Raw genomic sequence first — 15997 nt, forward strand, 5'->3', positions numbered from 1 at the left:
CGCGGTCCGGCCACGCCGGTCAGACGGCGAGCCGTTTGACCTCCCGGAGGATGGGGGCGGTCTCCACGGCCTGGACGGCGGGGAGGGCGCCGACGCGGCGGTCGAGGTAGTGGTGGAGGTCGTGGGCGTCGCGGAAGACGCCGGTGGCCACGAGGTTGTGGGGGCCGGTGGTGGCGGCCGCGAAGGCTATCTCGGGGTGGGCGGCCAGGGCGTGGCCGGTGGCCGAGACCTCGCCGGGGACGACCCGTAGCCAGAGGTGGGTCATCAGGTGGTAGCCCAGGTGCCGGGGCGCGAAGTCCACGGAGAAGCCCAGCGCGCCCTGGGCCCTGAGGCGTTCGAGGTGGCGCTGGACGCTGGAGGGCGAGCGGCCGGTGGCGGCCGCGAGCTCGGGCAGGCCGGCCCGGCCGTCCTTGGCCAGCTCGGTGAGGAGGGCACGGTCGGTGGGGTCCAGGGCGAGGGGTTCGGGAGGTGCGGCGGACCCCTGGGCCGGTGCGGGCGCGCCCCCGCCGGCCGGGCCGAACGGGACGCCGTTGGCGTACCACGTGCTGGTGACGCCGGTGAACAGGCGTAGCAGGCAGTGCGCGTCGACCCCCGTCACCTGCGGGGTGCGCGGCAGTTGCTCCAGGAGCAGGGCGTCCCGCTCGTACGGCGTGGCGCTGGTGAGGGCGCAGTACAGCTCGGTGCCCCCGGAGGCGAGCGATATCCAGCTGGTGTCGGCCCGGCGGGCCAGGGCCCGGGCGACGGAGTCCGCGGCGTCGGGAGCGCAGCGGACGCGCAGCAGCCAGCGCGTCATGCCCAGCCGGGCCGGGACGGGCTGGCCGACGACGCGCAGGCCCAGCGTGCACAGCCGGCTGTAGCGGCGGCCCACCGTGCGTTCCGAGGCGCCGAGCCGGCGCGCGATGCGGCTCAGCGCCGCCCGTCCGTCGAGCTGGAGGGCCTGCAACAGGCCCAGTTCCAGAGCGTCGAGAGTGCCCGAGCCCACCACCGTGTCCTCCCCCGCGTCCACCCGCCTCGTGTCCGTCGACAGGGTCCGACGATAGGCGTCCGGCACCGATCGCGCCCGCGGAGCTGCCGCATTCTCCCGCCCCGCAAGCCGGAATCGCCTGTTCCGCCCGTTTCCCGGCGGATGGCTGGGTGGTCCGCGTTCCCCGGACGACCATGGCCGCACGACCGCTTCACCACCCCGGACGCGGAAAGACGTAGGAGAAGAAGGGCAGCATGAGCACTTCCACCATCCCCACGATCGACCTCTCGCCGTGGCGTACCGGCGACCACCGGAGCCGCGAGCGTCTCGCCGCGCTCGTCGACCGGGCGCTCGGGCGGGCGGGCTTCCTGCTCGTCACCGGTCATGGCGTCGACCCGGAGCTGCCCGCCGAGATCCGCGCCGCGGCCCGCGCCTTCTTCCGTCAGCCGGCCGGCGACAAGCTGCCGTTCCTGGCGGAGGCCGGCCGGTACGGCTGGAGCGGTCCGGGAGCGGTGGCCACCGGCCGGGCGGACGGCGTGCCGACACCGCCCGACCTGGTGGAGACCTGGTCGGCGGCCCCCGGCCCGTACGACGCCACCGACGGGCGCCCCGGCCCCGGACCCGGACCGCTGCCGGAGGACTGGCCCCCGGCACTGCGCCCCCTCGTCGCGCGGTACGTACGGTCCATGCGCGTGCTCGCCGACGAACTGCTCGAACTCCTGGCGGTCGCCCTGGGTCGGCCGCTGGACTTCTTCACCCGCCACACCACCCGCCCCGACTGGACCCTGACCCTCAACTGGTACCCGGCCATCGCCACCACGGGAGCGCCGCGCCCGGGGCAGTTCCGCGTCGGCCCGCACACCGACTTCGGCACCGTCACCGTCCTCGACCGGCAGCCCGGCAAGGGCGGCCTCCAGATCCACACCGAGGACGGCGGCTGGCAGGACGCCCCCTACGACCCGGAGGCGCTCACCGTCAACATCGGTGACCTGATGGCCCGCTGGACCGGCGACCGCTGGCGCTCCGGCCGCCACCGCGTCCTGGCCCCGCCCGCCGACGCCCCGTCCGAGGAACTGATGTCCCTCGTCTATTTCTACGACTGCGACCCGCACACCGTCGTCGAGTCGCTCCCGGCCCCGGTCGGCCGGGTGCGCCACCCTCCGGTGACGGCCCGCGCCTACGTCCGGTCCAAGGTCGCCGAGATCGCCCTGAGGTGACCGCCGGACCGGGGCTCCGGCAGCACCACGGGGCTCAGCGCGCCGGCCGGAAGTACCGGGTGAGGGCCCACGCGGCGAGCCGCTGTCCGGTGCGGTTCCCGACGGTGTCGGCGGTGCGGGTGTGGATGCCCTCCCAGACGCGGGCGTTGACGACGTCGCGGTTGTACCGGTCCCCGTGGGTGTAGGTCCGGGTGGCGCCGGTGACCACCGACCGGACGCGGAGGTCGATGCGGGACGTGCCGAGGAGCATGGCCAGCGACCGGGTCAGCGCCCCGCCCACCGTCGCGTGCCCGCTGAGGTAGTCCGGGTGCGCGGGGGTGTCGATCAGCGGCTCCCAGGCCGGTTCCGGCGCGGTCGCCGGGTTGCCGTCGTGGGCCGCCTCGCGGATGGCGGTGACCGGCCGCCACGTCCGGTAGTGGATCTTGGAGTCCCAGGCGGTGACGATCGCGTCGGCCATCGCGGAGTTCACCCCGGCCAGCAGTCGCGCCTGCTCGGCGACGCCCAGGCCGTGCCGGGCGGCGGTGTCCCGGAGGGCCTCCTGGAAGTGCAGGTTGCCCGAGAAGAACATCGCGGTGTCCGTCTGCTCCGGCGTCCTGGTCGACCCGGTCTTCCGGCCGATCGCCTTGACCTCGGCGAAGTCCTTGGCGTACCGGGCGGAGGTGAGCGAGGGCGGCGCACCGGGCCGGAACTGCCGGGGCGCCTTGAGCAGCAGCGGCTTCACCCTGCCCATCCAGGCGGTGGCGAAGGCGTCGTGGGCGGGCGGGGTGGGCCGCCAGACGCCGGGGCCGGGCGTGGCGGAGCCGAACGTCACCTGGGCGCCGCGGCCGTCGTCCTTCCGCGAGGCGATGGTGTGGGCGGCGGCCCGCTCACCGAAGGCGACGCCCTCGTCCTTGCCGCGCCCGTGGGGGACCTTGGCGAGCGAGGCGGCCAGGGCGGTGTCGAGCCGGGACTTCGAGGCGGGGAAGTACTCCAGCAGCACGCGGTGGGCGGCCGTGGCCACGGCCGCGGGGACCGACGCGGAACGCGGCCCGTGCCCGTTCCACCGGTAGGGCGTGTAGCCGCCCTGGATGCCGACGACCGCGTTGTACACGGTCGTGGAGACGAAGGCGTGCCAGAGGAACGTCTCGGGGACGGGGCGCTTCGCGTCGGTCTCGACCGTGGCGACCGCGGTGGCGCTCCACTCCGCGAGAGCCTCCTTGGCCGGGTCCCCCGCCGGGGTGTGCTCCGTGGCACCGGCCTGCACCACCGCGGGAGCGGCCATGAGCGCGCAGACCGTGAGACCGGTGACGACGGCTCTCGCGGTCGTACGGAACGGAGCGGAGACGGAACCTTTGCCCTGCACAGAGCCTCCTTCACACACCGGTGCGGCGGCGCACCGGTACGACCGGACCGACTGCGGACCCATGTGACGGAGGTGGAGGGACCGGTGCGGTCGGCGCGGCGAGGCGGCCCCGCCCGGGACCCTCCACCCCTTCTCCGCCAGCGAGGTATGCCCCCGCCACGGGCCGTCGCCGGGCCGGACGGCCGAAGATCACCCGGACGAGGGATGGGAGCCACCGCAGTTCGACGAACCGGCCGGGTCGGACGCGCCTGGCGGGCCGGACCCTGAGGTTCCGTACCGGCGGGCGCCCCACGCCCCACGGCCGCCGGTGACGCCGCTCCCGGCGCGCTCGTCAGCGGCGCGATGCCGGTCGAGGGCCGGGCCCGTCAGCGGCCGCGCCGCCGGTACTCCCGGGCGAGGATCCGCAGCGCCGCCCGGACCGAGGGCCGCGCCGAGCCCCGCAGCAGGCCGGTGCCCTTGGCCGCGGCCGCGTCGGCGGTGCGCACCTCCAGCGCGATCGCCGCCCGGACGAAGGAGCGGTGGGCGGGCGGCGCGAGCTCGGGCAGACGGCGACTCGTCAGCAGGTCACGGCGGGCCCGGCCGAGATGGTCGTGGAGCAGCGCGCGCGTCCCCGGTGTGTCACGGGCGTGTTCGAGGTCGGCCCGGGTCACGGCGTGCCGCTCCAGGTCCCGGGCCGGGAGCGCGAGCCGGCCGTCCCGCAGGTCGTCGGCGAGGTCGTTGACGAAGTCGAGGCGCTGGCTGCCGTCGATGTACGCGCGGCAGAGCCCCCGGGCGTCGTCCGCGTCGGCGTCCGGCTCCAGGAGCAGACAGGCGATGAGCATGAACGCGGGCAGCGAGTACGCGTCGACGTACCGCTGGTAGTCCGCCTCGTCGGCGAAGCCGGTGAAGTGCCGGTCCAGGGGCGCGCCGGCGAGGAACTCCTCGACGTGGGGCCGCAGAACGGGGTGGGCGGAGACGGTGTGCAGCAGGGCGCGGAGCACCGGATGCGCGCTCTCCCCGGTCGCCAGCCCGTCACGGACCTCCTTCTCCCACGCCGCGTAACCGTCGTCGCCCTCGGGTCCCGCGGGGCTCGCGTCGAGGAGCGAGTCGGTGTGGTGCATGAACGCGGTGGCGGCGATGACGTGCGGGACGAGCACCGGGGGCAGCAACAGCCGCACGGCGGCGTAGGCGTGGCGCCGGTAGGCGGAGACCAGGGCGCGCTGCCGGGTGTAGGCGTCGCGCAGCGCGGGGTCGTCGACGCCCGCGGCGGTGAGGGTCCTGTCCCAGGTGCGCATGGGGAGATCTTCCTGCGAGTGGTGCGGAGCGGGTCGAGCCTACCGACCGCCCGTGCCCGCGCGGCGCCCGGTGGTACGGGGGCCGGCCGAGGATCCCGCGTACGCAACCATCCGCCGCGCTCCCGTGTCTGTACGGACGAAGCGGAAAGAGGAGGTCTCCCATGACCCGGTCCATTCGCCGGCGTTCCACGGCCGTCGCCGCGGGATGCGCGCTCACCCTCGTCCTGGGAGCCGGTTTCGCCGGCGCGTCGCCCGCCACCGCCCGGTCGAAGCAGTACACGGCCGAGCAGGTGCGGTCGTTCCTGGTGGATTTCTACGGACAGCACGGCCCGAGCCGTGCGGACCGGCAGCACAAGGTCACCCCGGAACTGCGGAAGAAGGCGGCGGAGACCAAGGACTACGACCTGCTGCTGTGCGCGCAGAACGAGCCGCGGGGCATCTCCGTCGGCGAGGTCACCACCGCCCAGTCCGCGGGCGTCGGATGGTCCACGATCACCACGCGGTGGAACGGGAGCTCCGACGGCCACTTCACGGCGTACGTGGGGCTGGACGCGAGCAAGCCGATGAAGCTGTACGACATCACCTGCGAGCGCTGAGCCGCAGGGACGCCGCCGTCGGACGGAGCGGGACCCGGCGGGGGCGCGTCCCGGTCCGCCGAGGCCGCTGCGATCATGGAGTGCGTATGTGACGTGTGACTTCGGTGAATTCGGAGATGGTCCGTGATGCCCGCTGTACCCGCTGACCCGACAGTGCTGCACCCGATGCCCGGACAGCGGCGTGTCGTGCTGCTCAAGCCCCTGGTGACATCGCCGTTGATCGAGGTGGGGGAGTACTCCTACTACGACGACCCCGACGACGCCACGGCGTTCGAGACCCGCAACGTCCTTTACCACTACGGGCCGGAGAGGCTGGTCATCGGGAAGTTCTGCGCGCTGGGCACGGGTGTCCGCTTCATCATGAACGGCGCCAACCACCGTATGGACGGCCCCTCCACGTTTCCCTTCCCCATCATGGGCGGCTCCTGGGCCGAGCACTTCGACCTGATCACCGGGCTGCCCGGCCGGGGCGACACCGTCCTGGGCAACGACGTCTGGCTGGGGCACGGGGTCACGGTGATGCCCGGCGTGCGCATCGGCCACGGCGCGATCGTGGCGTCCGGCTCCGTCGTCGTCGACGACGTCCCGGACTACGGCATCGTCGGCGGCAACCCCGCGAAGCTGATCCGCACCCGCTACGACAGCGACGACGTCGCCCGCCTGCTCGCCCTCGCGTGGTGGGACTGGCCGGCGGAGCACCTCACGGAGCACGTGCGCACCCTCATGTCCGGCAGCGTCGACGCGCTGGAGGCCGCCGCGCCCGGGAAGGGCTAGCGTCCCGAACCCGCCGCCCGTACCCGCCCCCTGACGCCTTGTGAACGAACGCGGCCCGCACACTAGAATGCAGCGTTTGTTCGATTGTCGGTGGTGGAGGGGGAGAGGCGTGCAGGCAAGACTCAGAGAGACCGCGGGGGAGCTGGCCGGGGTGCTCTGGCGCGAGCACATCGTGTACCGGGACCGGTCCGGGCAGGTCGTCATCCGGGGTGAGCACGTGCGGCGCTGGATCAGCCTCGCGCCCACCGGGGGCCACGACGAGATCCTCGTCCGCGCGGGCCGCATCCTGGACGGCGGCACCACGGCCCCGGCCCGCTCCGAGGCGGTCGTGCCGCTCTCGGCCGGTACGGCCGAACTCGCCGCGGCCTGCCGCCGCCTCCTCGCCGAGACCGCGGCCGACCCCGTGCCGGGAGCACCGGCGGGGCACCGGCGGGCCCGCGCCTCGGCCAAGCCGCGCCGCGCGCGCAAGGAGCGCCACACGGGCCTCGGCTCCTGGCTGGTCATCGCCTGCATGACCGCCCTGATCGGCCTCTGCGTCTACAGCGTCGTCGCGACCGGGAGGTGACGCGCGCCGGCGGCTCCGCCGGACAGCGCCGTTAAATAACACAGAGGGGTCCTCCGGGGGCGGCCGATGGGGCGAACGGGTGAGGTGGCGGAACCTCGCCCCCGCGCCCGAGTTACGCAGGTCGCCATCCGCTCCGGCGGAACCCCTCGGTCGAAAGGCACGGACGTGCTCAAGAAGGTCCTCGCGACAGTCGCCTTGACGGCTACGGCGGCCGCGGTCGCCACCGCCCCCGCCATGGCGGTCGGCGACGGGAGCGACGTCGCGAACGGCAACGGCGCGCTGACCGGCTACGGGAACACGGCGACCGGCGGAAAGATGAGCCCGCAGATGAGCGCGGTCTCCGACAGCCTGAACAAGCTGTGCATCGGCGTCGGGAAGCTCGGCGTCCAGTCGCTCGCCCTGCTCATCAACGTCGGCGTCCAGGACGTGCCGATCCTCACGTCGCAGCAACAGCAGCAGTGCACCGACAACTCCACGATCAGCGACGGCGACGACCCGCTCGCGCACCTCCTCGAAGAGATCTCGCTCGTCGCGTACAACGGCTCCGGGAACAAGAGCGGTTCCCACAAGCACTGAGCCGCGGGTCACGGCAGCGGCTGCTCCGCCCAGATGACCTTGCCCTCGGGGGTGTAGCGGGTGCCCCAGCGCTCGGCGAGCTGGGCGATGAGGAACAGGCCGCGGCCGCCCTCGTCCTCCGCCGCCGCGTAGCGCAGGTGGGGCGAGGTGCTGCTGGTGTCCGAGACCTCGCAGATCAGGCTGCGGTCGCGGAGCAGGCGCACCCGGATCGGGCCGGTGCCGTGCCGGATGGCGTTGGTGATCAGCTCGCTGAGGATCAGCTCGGTGGTGAACACGGCCTCGTCCATGTCCCACCGGGCCAGCTGGCGGGTGACGTCGGCGCGCGCCCCGGCCACGGCCGCGGGGTCGGAGGCCACCTCCCACTCCGCGACGCGGTCGGGCTCCAGCAGGCGGGTGCGGGCCACCAGCAGGGCGATGTCGTCGCTCTGACGGGCGGGCAGCAGGGCGGCGAGCACCGCCTCGCAGGTCTCCTGGGGCGACCGGCCGGGCGCCGCCAGGGCCTGGCCGAGGAGCTCCAGGCCGACGTCGATGTCCCGCCTGCGGTCCTCGATGAGGCCGTCGGTGTACAGGACGAGGCTGCTGCCCTCGGGCAGCCGCAGCTCCGCGGCCTCGAAGGGCAGACCGCCCAGGCCGAGCGGCGGGCCGCCGGGGATCTCCAGGAACTCCACCGTGCCGTCCGGGTGGACCAGCGCGGGCAGCGGGTGCCCGGCGCGGGCCAGCGAGCAGATCCCGGACGCCGGATCGTAGATCGCGTAAAGACAGGTCGCGCCGGCCACGGGAGCCTCCCCGTCGTCGGCGGACGACTCCTGATCGATGCGGCCGACGAGTTCGTCCAGGTGTCCGAGGAGCTCGTCGGGCGGCAGATCGAGGGTGGAGAAGTTCTGCACCGCCGTCCGCAGCCGGCCCATGGTCGCGGCGGCGTGCAGCCCGTGGCCGACCACGTCGCCGACGACCACGGCGACCCGGCCGCCCGGCAGCGGGATGACGTCGAACCAGTCGCCGCCGACCCCGGCCTGCGCGGGCAGATAGCGGTAGGCGATGTCGAGCGCGTTCTGCTCGGGCAGCCCCCGGGGCAGCAGGCTGTGCTGGAGGGTCACCGCCATGGCGTGCTCGCGGGTGTAGCGGCGCGCGTTGTCGATGCACACCGCGGCCCGGGCCGCCAGCTCCTCGGCCAGGGACAGGTCGTCCTCCTCGAAGGGCTCGCTGTCCCGCGTGCGCCAGAAGTTGGCGATCCCCATGAGAACCCCCCGCGCCCGCAGCGGCACGGTGATGAGGGAGTGGAAGCCGTAGTCCAGGACCGCCTGGGTCCGCTCGATGTCCTGGGTGCGCCAGCCGGCGGAGGCCCCCAGGTCGGGGACGAGCACGGGATGCCCGCTGATGAACCCCGTGGCCTGCGGGGTGGGCGCGGCGAACGTGACGAGCTCGCCCGCCCCGTACAGCGGATGGTCGTCCGTCACTCCGTTGAGCGCCACCCGGCGCAGCTCCGGCGCCTCGCCCCCCGTGCCCGCCTTGGGCTCCTCACCGCGCAGGACCGGCTCGGAGAGGTCGACGGTGGCGTAGTCGGTGAACCCGGGTGCGGCCACCCGGGTGAGCTCCTCGGCGGTGCGTTCGACGTCGAGGGTGGTGCCGATGGCCACGCTCGCCTCGTACAGCAGCCGCAACCGCCCCCGCGCGGCCTCGGCCTTCCCGGCGAGGGCGCGCAGCTCGGTGGAGTCCCGCAGGGTGGCCACGCTGCCGGGCGGCCCGCCCTGGCTGTCCGTGGGGCGGTTGTTCACCGCCAGCAGCCGGTCCCCGACCGGGACGACCTCGTCGGTGGCGACGCGCCGGGAGGCCAGCAGTTCGGCCATCCGGGGGTCGAGGTCGAGCTCGGCGACGGGCCGCCCCTCCGCGTCCGGGGGCAGGTCCAGGAGGCGGTGCGCCTCGTCGTTGGCGAGCAGCACCCGGCCGTCGCCGCCCACGATGACCACGCCCTCGCGCACCGCGTGCAGGACCGCGTCGTGGTGCTCGTACATCCGGGTCATCTCGGCCGGGCCGAGCCCGTGCGTCTGGCGCCGCAGCCGCCTGCTGACCAGGGCCGTGCCGGCCGTCGCCAGGGCGAGCGCGACGATCCCGGTGCCCAGGACCACCGGCAGCTGGCGGTCGAAGGCGCTGCTCACGGCGGTGACCTTGATCCCGGAGGACACCAGGCCCACGACCGTGCCGCGGTCGTCCTTCACCGGGACCACGGCCTGCACTTCCTCGCCGAGCGGGCCGTCGACGCTCTCGACGGTGACCCGGCCCTCCTGCGACGGCGCGATGGTGCCGATGAACCGCTGGCCGATCAGGTCCGGCCTGGGGTGCGTGTAGCGCTTCCCGTCACGGTCGGTCACGACGATGAAGTCGACCCCGCCCCGCTTGCGGGCGTCCTCGGTCAGCGGCTGGAGCACGGCGCTCGGGTCGGGGCCTTGCAGCGTCCGCACCAGACCGGGCGCGTGGGCGAAGGCCTCGGCGGCGGCGAGCGAGCGGTCGCGCGCCGCCTGGAAGCGGTCGCTCCGGGCCTGGAGCAGCAGGGTGACCACGGCCGCCACGACGATCAGCAGCACGATCAGCACCTGGAGCAGGAACATCTGCCCGGCCAGGCTGCGGCCGCGGGCCGCCGCCCGGAGCCGCCCCGCCGACAGGGCACGCCGGCCCGGGCGCCCCGGCCGCCGCTCTCCCCGGCCGCCTGGGCGCCGACCGGCGGACCGGCGGCCCGAGGATCCCGGGGAGCGGTCCCGGAGTCGGGCCATATCCCATGTCTACCCCGGGCCCTGGCCCGGCGCGAACGACGCGGACCGCGACGAGACGTAGATCACGCCGCGCGGGAGCCGGCGGGGGAGCCGGCGGACCGGGTCAGCAGAACTCCGCGTCGGCGATGTCGTCCGCCCGCGACGTCAGCAGGAACACGTTGGTGTTGAAGTAGGTGACCAGGAGGTGCTCCGCGTCCCGGGTGGCGAAGGCCATGGCCTGGGTGCCGGGGACGCTGCCGTTGTGCCCCCACAGCTCCGTACCGCAGGACGTCCGGTACCGGGCGAGCCCCAGGCCGTAACCGGTGAAGGGGCCGTCGCCCGGGAGCGGGTGGGCGGTGGTCATCTCCTTCATCTGCGCGGGCGGCAGCAGCCTGCCCCGCAGCAGCGCGGTGTAGAAGCGGTCGAGGTCGGCGGCGCTGGTGACGAGATCGCCGTCCGCCCAGAAGAGGGAGGGGTTGATCTCGGTGACGTCGTGGACCCCCCTGCCGGGGTCGTCGGGGAAGGCGGTGTAGGCCCGGCCCGCGGGTGCGGGCATGCCGGTGTCCGTCCCGGGGAGGACGGTGGAGCGCAGGCCGAGCGGTTCGAGGATCCGCTGCCGCGCCTCGGTCTCGTACGGGTGTCCCGTGACCCGCTCGACGGCCATCGCGGCCAGGACGTAGTTGGTGTTCGAATACTTCCAGTCGGTGCCGGGAGCGAAGTAGGGCTCGTGCTTCATGGCGAGGGCGACGAGCTGCGGGGGCTTCCAGGAGTCGAAGCGGTGCTCCAGGTACTCCATGCCGCCGGCGTGGGCCGCGGGGTCCCCGGTGTACTCGAAGATCCCGCTGGTGTGGTTGAGAAGCTGACGGAGGGTGATCTTCCGGCCGTCGTTGCCGTTCCCCCGGACGACCTCGGGAAGCCACTTCTCGACCGTGTCGTCGATGCTCAGCCGGCCCTCGGCCTCCAGCTGGAGGACGACCGTCGCGACGAACGTCTTGCTGATGCTGCCGGCCCGGAACCGGTCCCGCGCGGCGGGCGGCCGCTCGGTCCTTCCGTCGGCGACGCCGGCCGCGTCCCACCAGGCGCCACCCGTGTCGCGGGCCCGGGCGAGGACGCCGGGAGCGCCCGCGTCGACCGCCGCGTCCACCGCCGCCCGTGTGCGTTCGTGGCCCCCCACGGCCCCGGGACGCGCGGGTGCGGCGCTCGCCGCCGGTGGTGCCAGCAGCGCCGCTCCCGCGATCGCGGCCGCCGCGACCGCGGCAAGGGTGGTTCGTACCGTGCGCAACCCCATCACTCTCCCCAGGTGTCTCATGCCGGGACCGGCCGTCGGGCCACGGCGCGGTCACCCATCAATGATCGTGACGAGGAATGGGGAAAAACACCGTTTCCCCGCCAAACCTCCCCCTTCGGGTGCGAGATGCTGGCTGGAAACGAGGGGCTCGCGCTCCGGCGGCCGGCGCGACCCCGGTGCGCCCTCCCGATTCCGTCGGCGAGGACCGCGATGCGGGAGATCGTCCTGAGGATGACGGTGTCCCTGGACGGTTTCGTCGAGGGGCCGGACCGCCGGATCGACCGGGTCGGACACCCGGACGGCGTTACGACTCGCGGGGGCGCGGGCCTTCGGCGACGGGGTCGTCCTGCCGCGCTTCGAACGCGCCGAGGTGCCCGGAGGGGTGACGCGCCGCCTCAGGCGTCCCGCTCGGGGCTCCCGAGCCCGGCGTCGCGGGCCTTGGCCACGGCCTGGGCGCGGTTGCTGATGTGGAGCTTGTCGAAGATATGGGTGATGTGGTTCCGGACCGTCTTCTCGGAGAGGACGAGCCGGCGGGCGATGTGCCGGTTGTCGAGCCCCTGGGCGATGAGCTCCAGCACCTCGATCTCGCGCGTGGTGAGGGTGGGGAAGAGGTGCTCGGTGTGGTGGTGCGGGTTGGCGGTCAGAAGGGTCGTCAGACGGGCGGCGATGTCCGAGCCCAGGACGGCGCCGCCGGCGGCGACGGTGCGCACCGCGTGGAGGACCTCCTCCGAGCCCGCGCCCTTGACGATGTAACCCCGGGCGCCGGCCTGGAGGGCGGAGAGGAGGCTGCTGTCGTCGTCGGACATGGTGAGCATCAGGACGGGCAGGCCCGGGTGGCTCCGCGCCAGCCGCCGGGTCGCCTCGATGCCGGAGATGTCGGGCAGCGAGAGGTCCATCACGACGATGTCCGGCTCGTGCTGGGCGACGGCTTCGGGGACCTCGCTCCCGGTCTCGGCCTGGGCGACGACGACGGCACCGCCCGCGCTCTCCAGCGCGGCCTTGAGGCCGTCCCGGAAGAGCGGGTGATCATCGACGATCAGCACGCGGGGCACGCATCTGTCACCTTCACTCACCTTTGGGACATTAGCAGTCGTACCGGGTGGGACGGGTGAAGTGACGGCGGCCGGAATGGATCTTGTCGCGGGGCGGTTGTCCGGACGGATCCCCCACCCGTCCCTTGTCCCACCGGTGGTCCGGGCCCGCCCCGTCGCCCGGACCCCCGCTTCCCACCGGAGCCCCCTCATGAACCTCACCGACCATCGCGTGGTCGTCACCGGCGCGGGCCGCGACTTCGGCCGGGCCGTGGCCCTGCGCTTCGCCGAGCTCGGGGCCGAGGTGTTCCTCGCCGCCCGCACCCAGGAGGCGGCCGAGCGCACCCGCGCGGAGATCCTGGCCCGGGGCGACACCCGCGCGCACGCCTTCGCCTGCGACCTCGCCGACCCCGCTTCCGTCCGCGCCTTCGCCCGGGCGGTCGGGGAACGCACCGACCGCGTCGACGTGCTCGTCAACAACGGCGCCCGCTGGCTGGCCGAGCCGGACCTGCTCTCGGCGTCCGACGAGGACGTGGTCGACACCCTCGCCTCGGGCGCCACCGGCACGGTGCTCGTGACCAGGAACCTCCTGCCGCTGCTGCTGGCCTCCGAGCGGCCGGACATCGTGACCATGGTCTCCATATGCGGCGTCCCGAACGCGTCACACCCCACCGCCCACGAGGCGTACCACGCGGCCAAGCACGCCCAGGCCGGCTTCACCGAGTCCCTCTCGCGCCGGCTGCGCCCGCGGGGCGTCCGCGTCATCTCCCTGTTCCCGCCGGACTTCGACACCCCCGACATCCTGTCGCCCGAGTGGGACGCCGCCCCCGACGGCCCCCAGGACCCCCTCACCGCGAAGTCCCTGCTCGACTGCGTCACCTTCGCGATCGGCCAGCCGCGGAACTGCTACATCAACGCGTTCCACTTCGAACCCGCCTGACGCCTACGCCGTGTCCGCCCCCGGCGGCGCCGGTGACACGGCGTCGGCCGGGCGGGCCGGGCCGGGAGCGCGGCCGCCGGGAGACGGCTTCAAGCCGTACTGGGCGGCCTGGATCCCGTACGCGAAGCGGTACGCGCCGTCCTCCAGGGCCATGAGTTCCTCGTGGCTCCCCTGTTCGACGAGGCTGCCGTTGTCCAGGACATAGATGAGGTCGGCGCTCGCGGTGGCGGCGAGACGGTGGGTGATGAGCAGGACGGTGGTGCCGTCGGCGGTCAGGGAGCGCAGCGCCTGGAAGGCGTCGATCTCCGCCTTGGGGTCGAGCGCCGACGTCGGTTCGTCGACGATCAGCAGGGGCGCGTGGCGGTAGCGGGCGCGGGCGCTGCCCAGGCGCTGCCACTGCCCGCCGGAGAGCTGGGTGCCGCGCTCGAACCCCTTGAGGACCAGGCTGTCCCACTGGTGGGGCAACGACTCGATGACACCGTCCGCGTCGGCCGCCACGGCCGCCCGCCGGACACGGCCCTGGTCCATGGGGACCGTGCTGCGCCCGATGTGGATGTTGGCGCGGGCGGTCATCGGCCAGTGCGGGAAGTCCTGCCCCAGGACGGCGACCCGGTCGAATATCGCGTCCCGGTCGGCGTCCCGGACGTCCACCCCGTTCCACCGGAGCGTGCCCGCCGTCGGCACGTAGAGCCCGGCGACCAGCTTGGACAGGGTGGTCTTGCCGGAGCCGTTCTCCCCGACCAGGGCCACCACCTTGCCCCGGGGGATCGTCAGGCTCACCTCGCGCAGGGACGGGGCGGGCGCGCCGGGATAGGTGAACGACACCTTCTCCAGCCGGACCTCGGTCATCCCGCCGGCCGGCGGTGTGCCGCCCGTGGGGATGGCGTGCCGCTCGGCGAGGCGGCACGCCTCCTCCAGGTCGCGCAGGTACATGGACTCCTCGTACATGCGGTTGAGCTGCATCACCACGGAGTCGAGGCCGGCCCCGGCGGTCCGTACGGCGATCACCGCGGTACCGGCGACGGCCAGCGGCATGCCGCCCCGGGCCAGCAGCAGCCACAGCACCGCGTACGCCCCGAGGGCCGCGAGGCCGGAGACCGAGGACGCCGCCGTCTGCGTCACGGCCTCCGCGCGGGCCAGGCGCTGCTGTTCCGTGCCCACGGTGGCGGCCATGTCGTCGTACGCGCCGACCAGCAGCGGCCCCGCGGAGTGGACGCGGATCTCCGGGGCGGTGTCCTGCTGGACGAGCGTGTGGGTGATGACGTCGATCGCCCGCCGGTGTTCCAGCCAGGCGTGCATGGAGACGTACTGGCGGCGGACGGAGACGACCGCGCCCCAGCCCTTCGGGGCGGCGATCAGGAGCAGCATGAGCACCAGGACGGGGTGCAGGAGGGCCAGGACGCCGGCCGCCGCGACCAGTCCGACCAGCGCGTTGATCACCGTGACCGAGGAGCCGAGCATCCTGCGCACCGAGTCGGTGCCGTAGCGGCCCGCGTCCAGGGCGCGGTGGACCGTCTCGTCCTCCATCGCGGCCAGTTCCACCCGGACCGCGGCGCGGTAGAAGCGGGCCGTGCACGCCCGCTCCACCTTGGGCTCCAGCCGCCCGGTGGCGGCCACCGAGACGGCCGACAGCAGGGCGGCGACCGCGGTGACCGCCATCCCGCCGACGAGCGCGGGGGCCGCCTGCCGCAGCCGGTCGGCCGTCGGCTCCGCGGAGAAGAGGGCCACCAGCGCCCGGTTGGTGGCAACCAGGACGAACGCGCGCATCAGGCCCTGCCCCAGTTCGGCCGCCAGCAGCGTCAGGAGGGCCCGGGGGTCCTCGCGCCAGGCGGCCCGGCCGACCATGCCCATCATCGCGGGGAACTGACGGGCCATCGACCAGAACGACAGGTGGGTGAGCGGCGCTTCGTTCCGGGTGTACGACTTGTCGTACCGCAGTGCTCCGCCGAAGAGCAGCTTCTCGCTTTCGGACAGGGGGAGTCCGGCCGGTTCGCCCGTGCGCCGGAACCTCATCGTGCCTTCGGCGTGCCGGGGCGGGCTTCCTCGGTGCGTGCGGTCATGACGGGCCTTTCCGGACGTGGGAGCGGAAAGAGGCGGTGCGGGTGGGGCCGGTTCGCGGGTGGCCCCCTCCGCGGGCGGCGCACGCGCGTGGGCCCGTACATCCCCCTTCCACCATGGTGGCGGACTTACGGGCCAGTTTCGCGGCATTTTCCGGGTGAGCTCCCTTGTGCGTATGCGTGCCCCGGTTCGTTGTGGCGAGTCGCCTTGTTCGCCGGAGGCTCTCCGATGAAGCATGGGGGACGTCTCTGAACGTGTCCGGAGCGCCGTGTTCCGGCGTGGGAGAAGGAGAAGTGCTGTGCGTCGGATGAGTATTGTCCTCGCCGCGACCCTCGTGGCCGGCGGGATGGGCGCGTCGGTGGCTCCGGCGGCCGGGGCCGCCTCGCTGTCCCGCCCCGAGGCGCGCGGCGACCAGCCGCCCTTCCGCTACGCGGACTGCTTCCGCGTCGCCAAGAAGCGCGGGGAGACCCCGGCCCACGCCAAGTGGCACTGCGACGAGCTGGTGAAGAAGGGCTGGGTCAAGCCGCCGCAGACGAAGCGGCCGCAGTCCAAGCCGGCCCAGGCCAAGCATCCGAAGGCCGATCACAAGGTCAAGCACCCGAAGGCCAAGGCTCCGAAGAATTGA

General features: G+C 73.8%; 14 protein-coding genes. 7 read left to right on the plus strand and 7 right to left on the minus strand.

Translation table 11 applies throughout. From position 1 onward, the window contains the following. Positions 1-19 precede the first annotated feature (19 nt). On the minus strand, positions 20-1006 hold the full coding sequence (locus SMD11_RS32070) for an Lrp/AsnC family transcriptional regulator (protein ID WP_234366264.1): 987 nt from the start codon (positions 1004-1006) through the stop codon (positions 20-22). A 212-nt stretch (positions 1007-1218) separates the two neighbouring features. On the opposite strand from SMD11_RS32070, the gene SMD11_RS32075 reads away from it, so the two are divergent. Beyond that, complete coding sequence (locus SMD11_RS32075) at positions 1219-2181, plus strand: isopenicillin N synthase family dioxygenase (protein WP_087929771.1); 963 nt, start codon at positions 1219-1221, stop codon at positions 2179-2181. A gap of 34 nt (positions 2182-2215) precedes the next feature. On the opposite strand, the gene SMD11_RS32080 is transcribed toward SMD11_RS32075, so the two are convergent. Then, positions 2216-3523 (minus strand): vanadium-dependent haloperoxidase, encoded by a 1308-nt coding sequence (locus SMD11_RS32080; protein WP_234366265.1) that lies wholly within the window; start codon positions 3521-3523, stop codon positions 2216-2218. Positions 3524-3888: 365 nt separating this feature from the next. Further along, on the minus strand, positions 3889-4797 hold the full coding sequence (locus tag SMD11_RS32085; protein ID WP_087929772.1) for a phytoene/squalene synthase family protein: 909 nt from the start codon (positions 4795-4797) through the stop codon (positions 3889-3891). Between the two features lie 161 nt (positions 4798-4958). Here SMD11_RS32085 and SMD11_RS32090 point away from each other — a divergent pair, with 161 nt between their 5' ends. The 4 genes from SMD11_RS32090 to SMD11_RS32105 all read left to right on the plus strand — a co-directional run bounded on the left by SMD11_RS32090 (position 4959) and on the right by SMD11_RS32105 (position 7308). After that, positions 4959-5393, plus strand: a complete 435-nt coding sequence (locus tag SMD11_RS32090) for a hypothetical protein (RefSeq protein WP_087929773.1) — start codon at positions 4959-4961, stop codon at positions 5391-5393. 126 nt (positions 5394-5519) lie between these two features. Next, positions 5520-6167: a CatB-related O-acetyltransferase gene (locus SMD11_RS32095; RefSeq protein ID WP_087929774.1), complete on the plus strand. Its 648-nt coding sequence runs from the start codon at positions 5520-5522 to the stop codon at positions 6165-6167. 109 nt (positions 6168-6276) lie between these two features. Further along, positions 6277-6732 carry a hypothetical protein gene (locus tag SMD11_RS32100; RefSeq protein WP_087929775.1) on the plus strand — a complete coding sequence of 152 codons (456 nt, stop codon included), beginning with the start codon at positions 6277-6279 and terminating at the stop codon, positions 6730-6732. 165 nt (positions 6733-6897) lie between these two features. Further along, positions 6898-7308, plus strand: coding sequence for a rodlin (locus SMD11_RS32105; RefSeq protein ID WP_087929776.1), 411 nt, complete (start codon positions 6898-6900; stop codon positions 7306-7308). A gap of 8 nt (positions 7309-7316) precedes the next feature. On the opposite strand, the gene SMD11_RS32110 is transcribed toward SMD11_RS32105, so the two are convergent. The 3 genes from SMD11_RS32110 to SMD11_RS32120 all read right to left on the minus strand — a co-directional run bounded on the left by SMD11_RS32110 (position 7317) and on the right by SMD11_RS32120 (position 12395). Further along, positions 7317-10076: a SpoIIE family protein phosphatase gene (locus tag SMD11_RS32110; RefSeq protein ID WP_087929777.1), complete on the minus strand. Its 2760-nt coding sequence runs from the start codon at positions 10074-10076 to the stop codon at positions 7317-7319. Between the two features lie 103 nt (positions 10077-10179). After that, a complete protein-coding gene (locus SMD11_RS32115) occupies positions 10180-11343 on the minus strand; it encodes a serine hydrolase domain-containing protein (protein ID WP_087929778.1) in 1164 nt (387 codons plus the stop codon). Positions 11344-11738: 395 nt separating this feature from the next. Next, a complete protein-coding gene (locus SMD11_RS32120) occupies positions 11739-12395 on the minus strand; it encodes a response regulator transcription factor (RefSeq protein WP_234366267.1) in 657 nt (218 codons plus the stop codon). Positions 12396-12585: 190 nt separating this feature from the next. On the opposite strand from SMD11_RS32120, the gene SMD11_RS32125 reads away from it, so the two are divergent. Continuing rightward, positions 12586-13314 carry an SDR family oxidoreductase gene (locus tag SMD11_RS32125; protein WP_087929780.1) on the plus strand — a complete coding sequence of 243 codons (729 nt, stop codon included), beginning with the start codon at positions 12586-12588 and terminating at the stop codon, positions 13312-13314. A 3-nt stretch (positions 13315-13317) separates the two neighbouring features. Here SMD11_RS32125 and SMD11_RS32130 read toward each other — a convergent pair whose 3' ends face one another. Next, on the minus strand, positions 13318-15327 hold the full coding sequence (locus tag SMD11_RS32130) for an ABC transporter ATP-binding protein (RefSeq protein ID WP_087929781.1): 2010 nt from the start codon (positions 15325-15327) through the stop codon (positions 13318-13320). A gap of 352 nt (positions 15328-15679) precedes the next feature. On the opposite strand from SMD11_RS32130, the gene SMD11_RS32135 reads away from it, so the two are divergent. Beyond that, positions 15680-15997 carry a hypothetical protein gene (locus SMD11_RS32135; RefSeq protein WP_087929782.1) on the plus strand — a complete coding sequence of 106 codons (318 nt, stop codon included), beginning with the start codon at positions 15680-15682 and terminating at the stop codon, positions 15995-15997.

Source organism: Streptomyces albireticuli, from assembly GCF_002192455.1.
GTDB classification, from domain to species: Bacteria; Actinomycetota; Actinomycetes; order Streptomycetales; family Streptomycetaceae; genus Streptomyces; species Streptomyces albireticuli_B.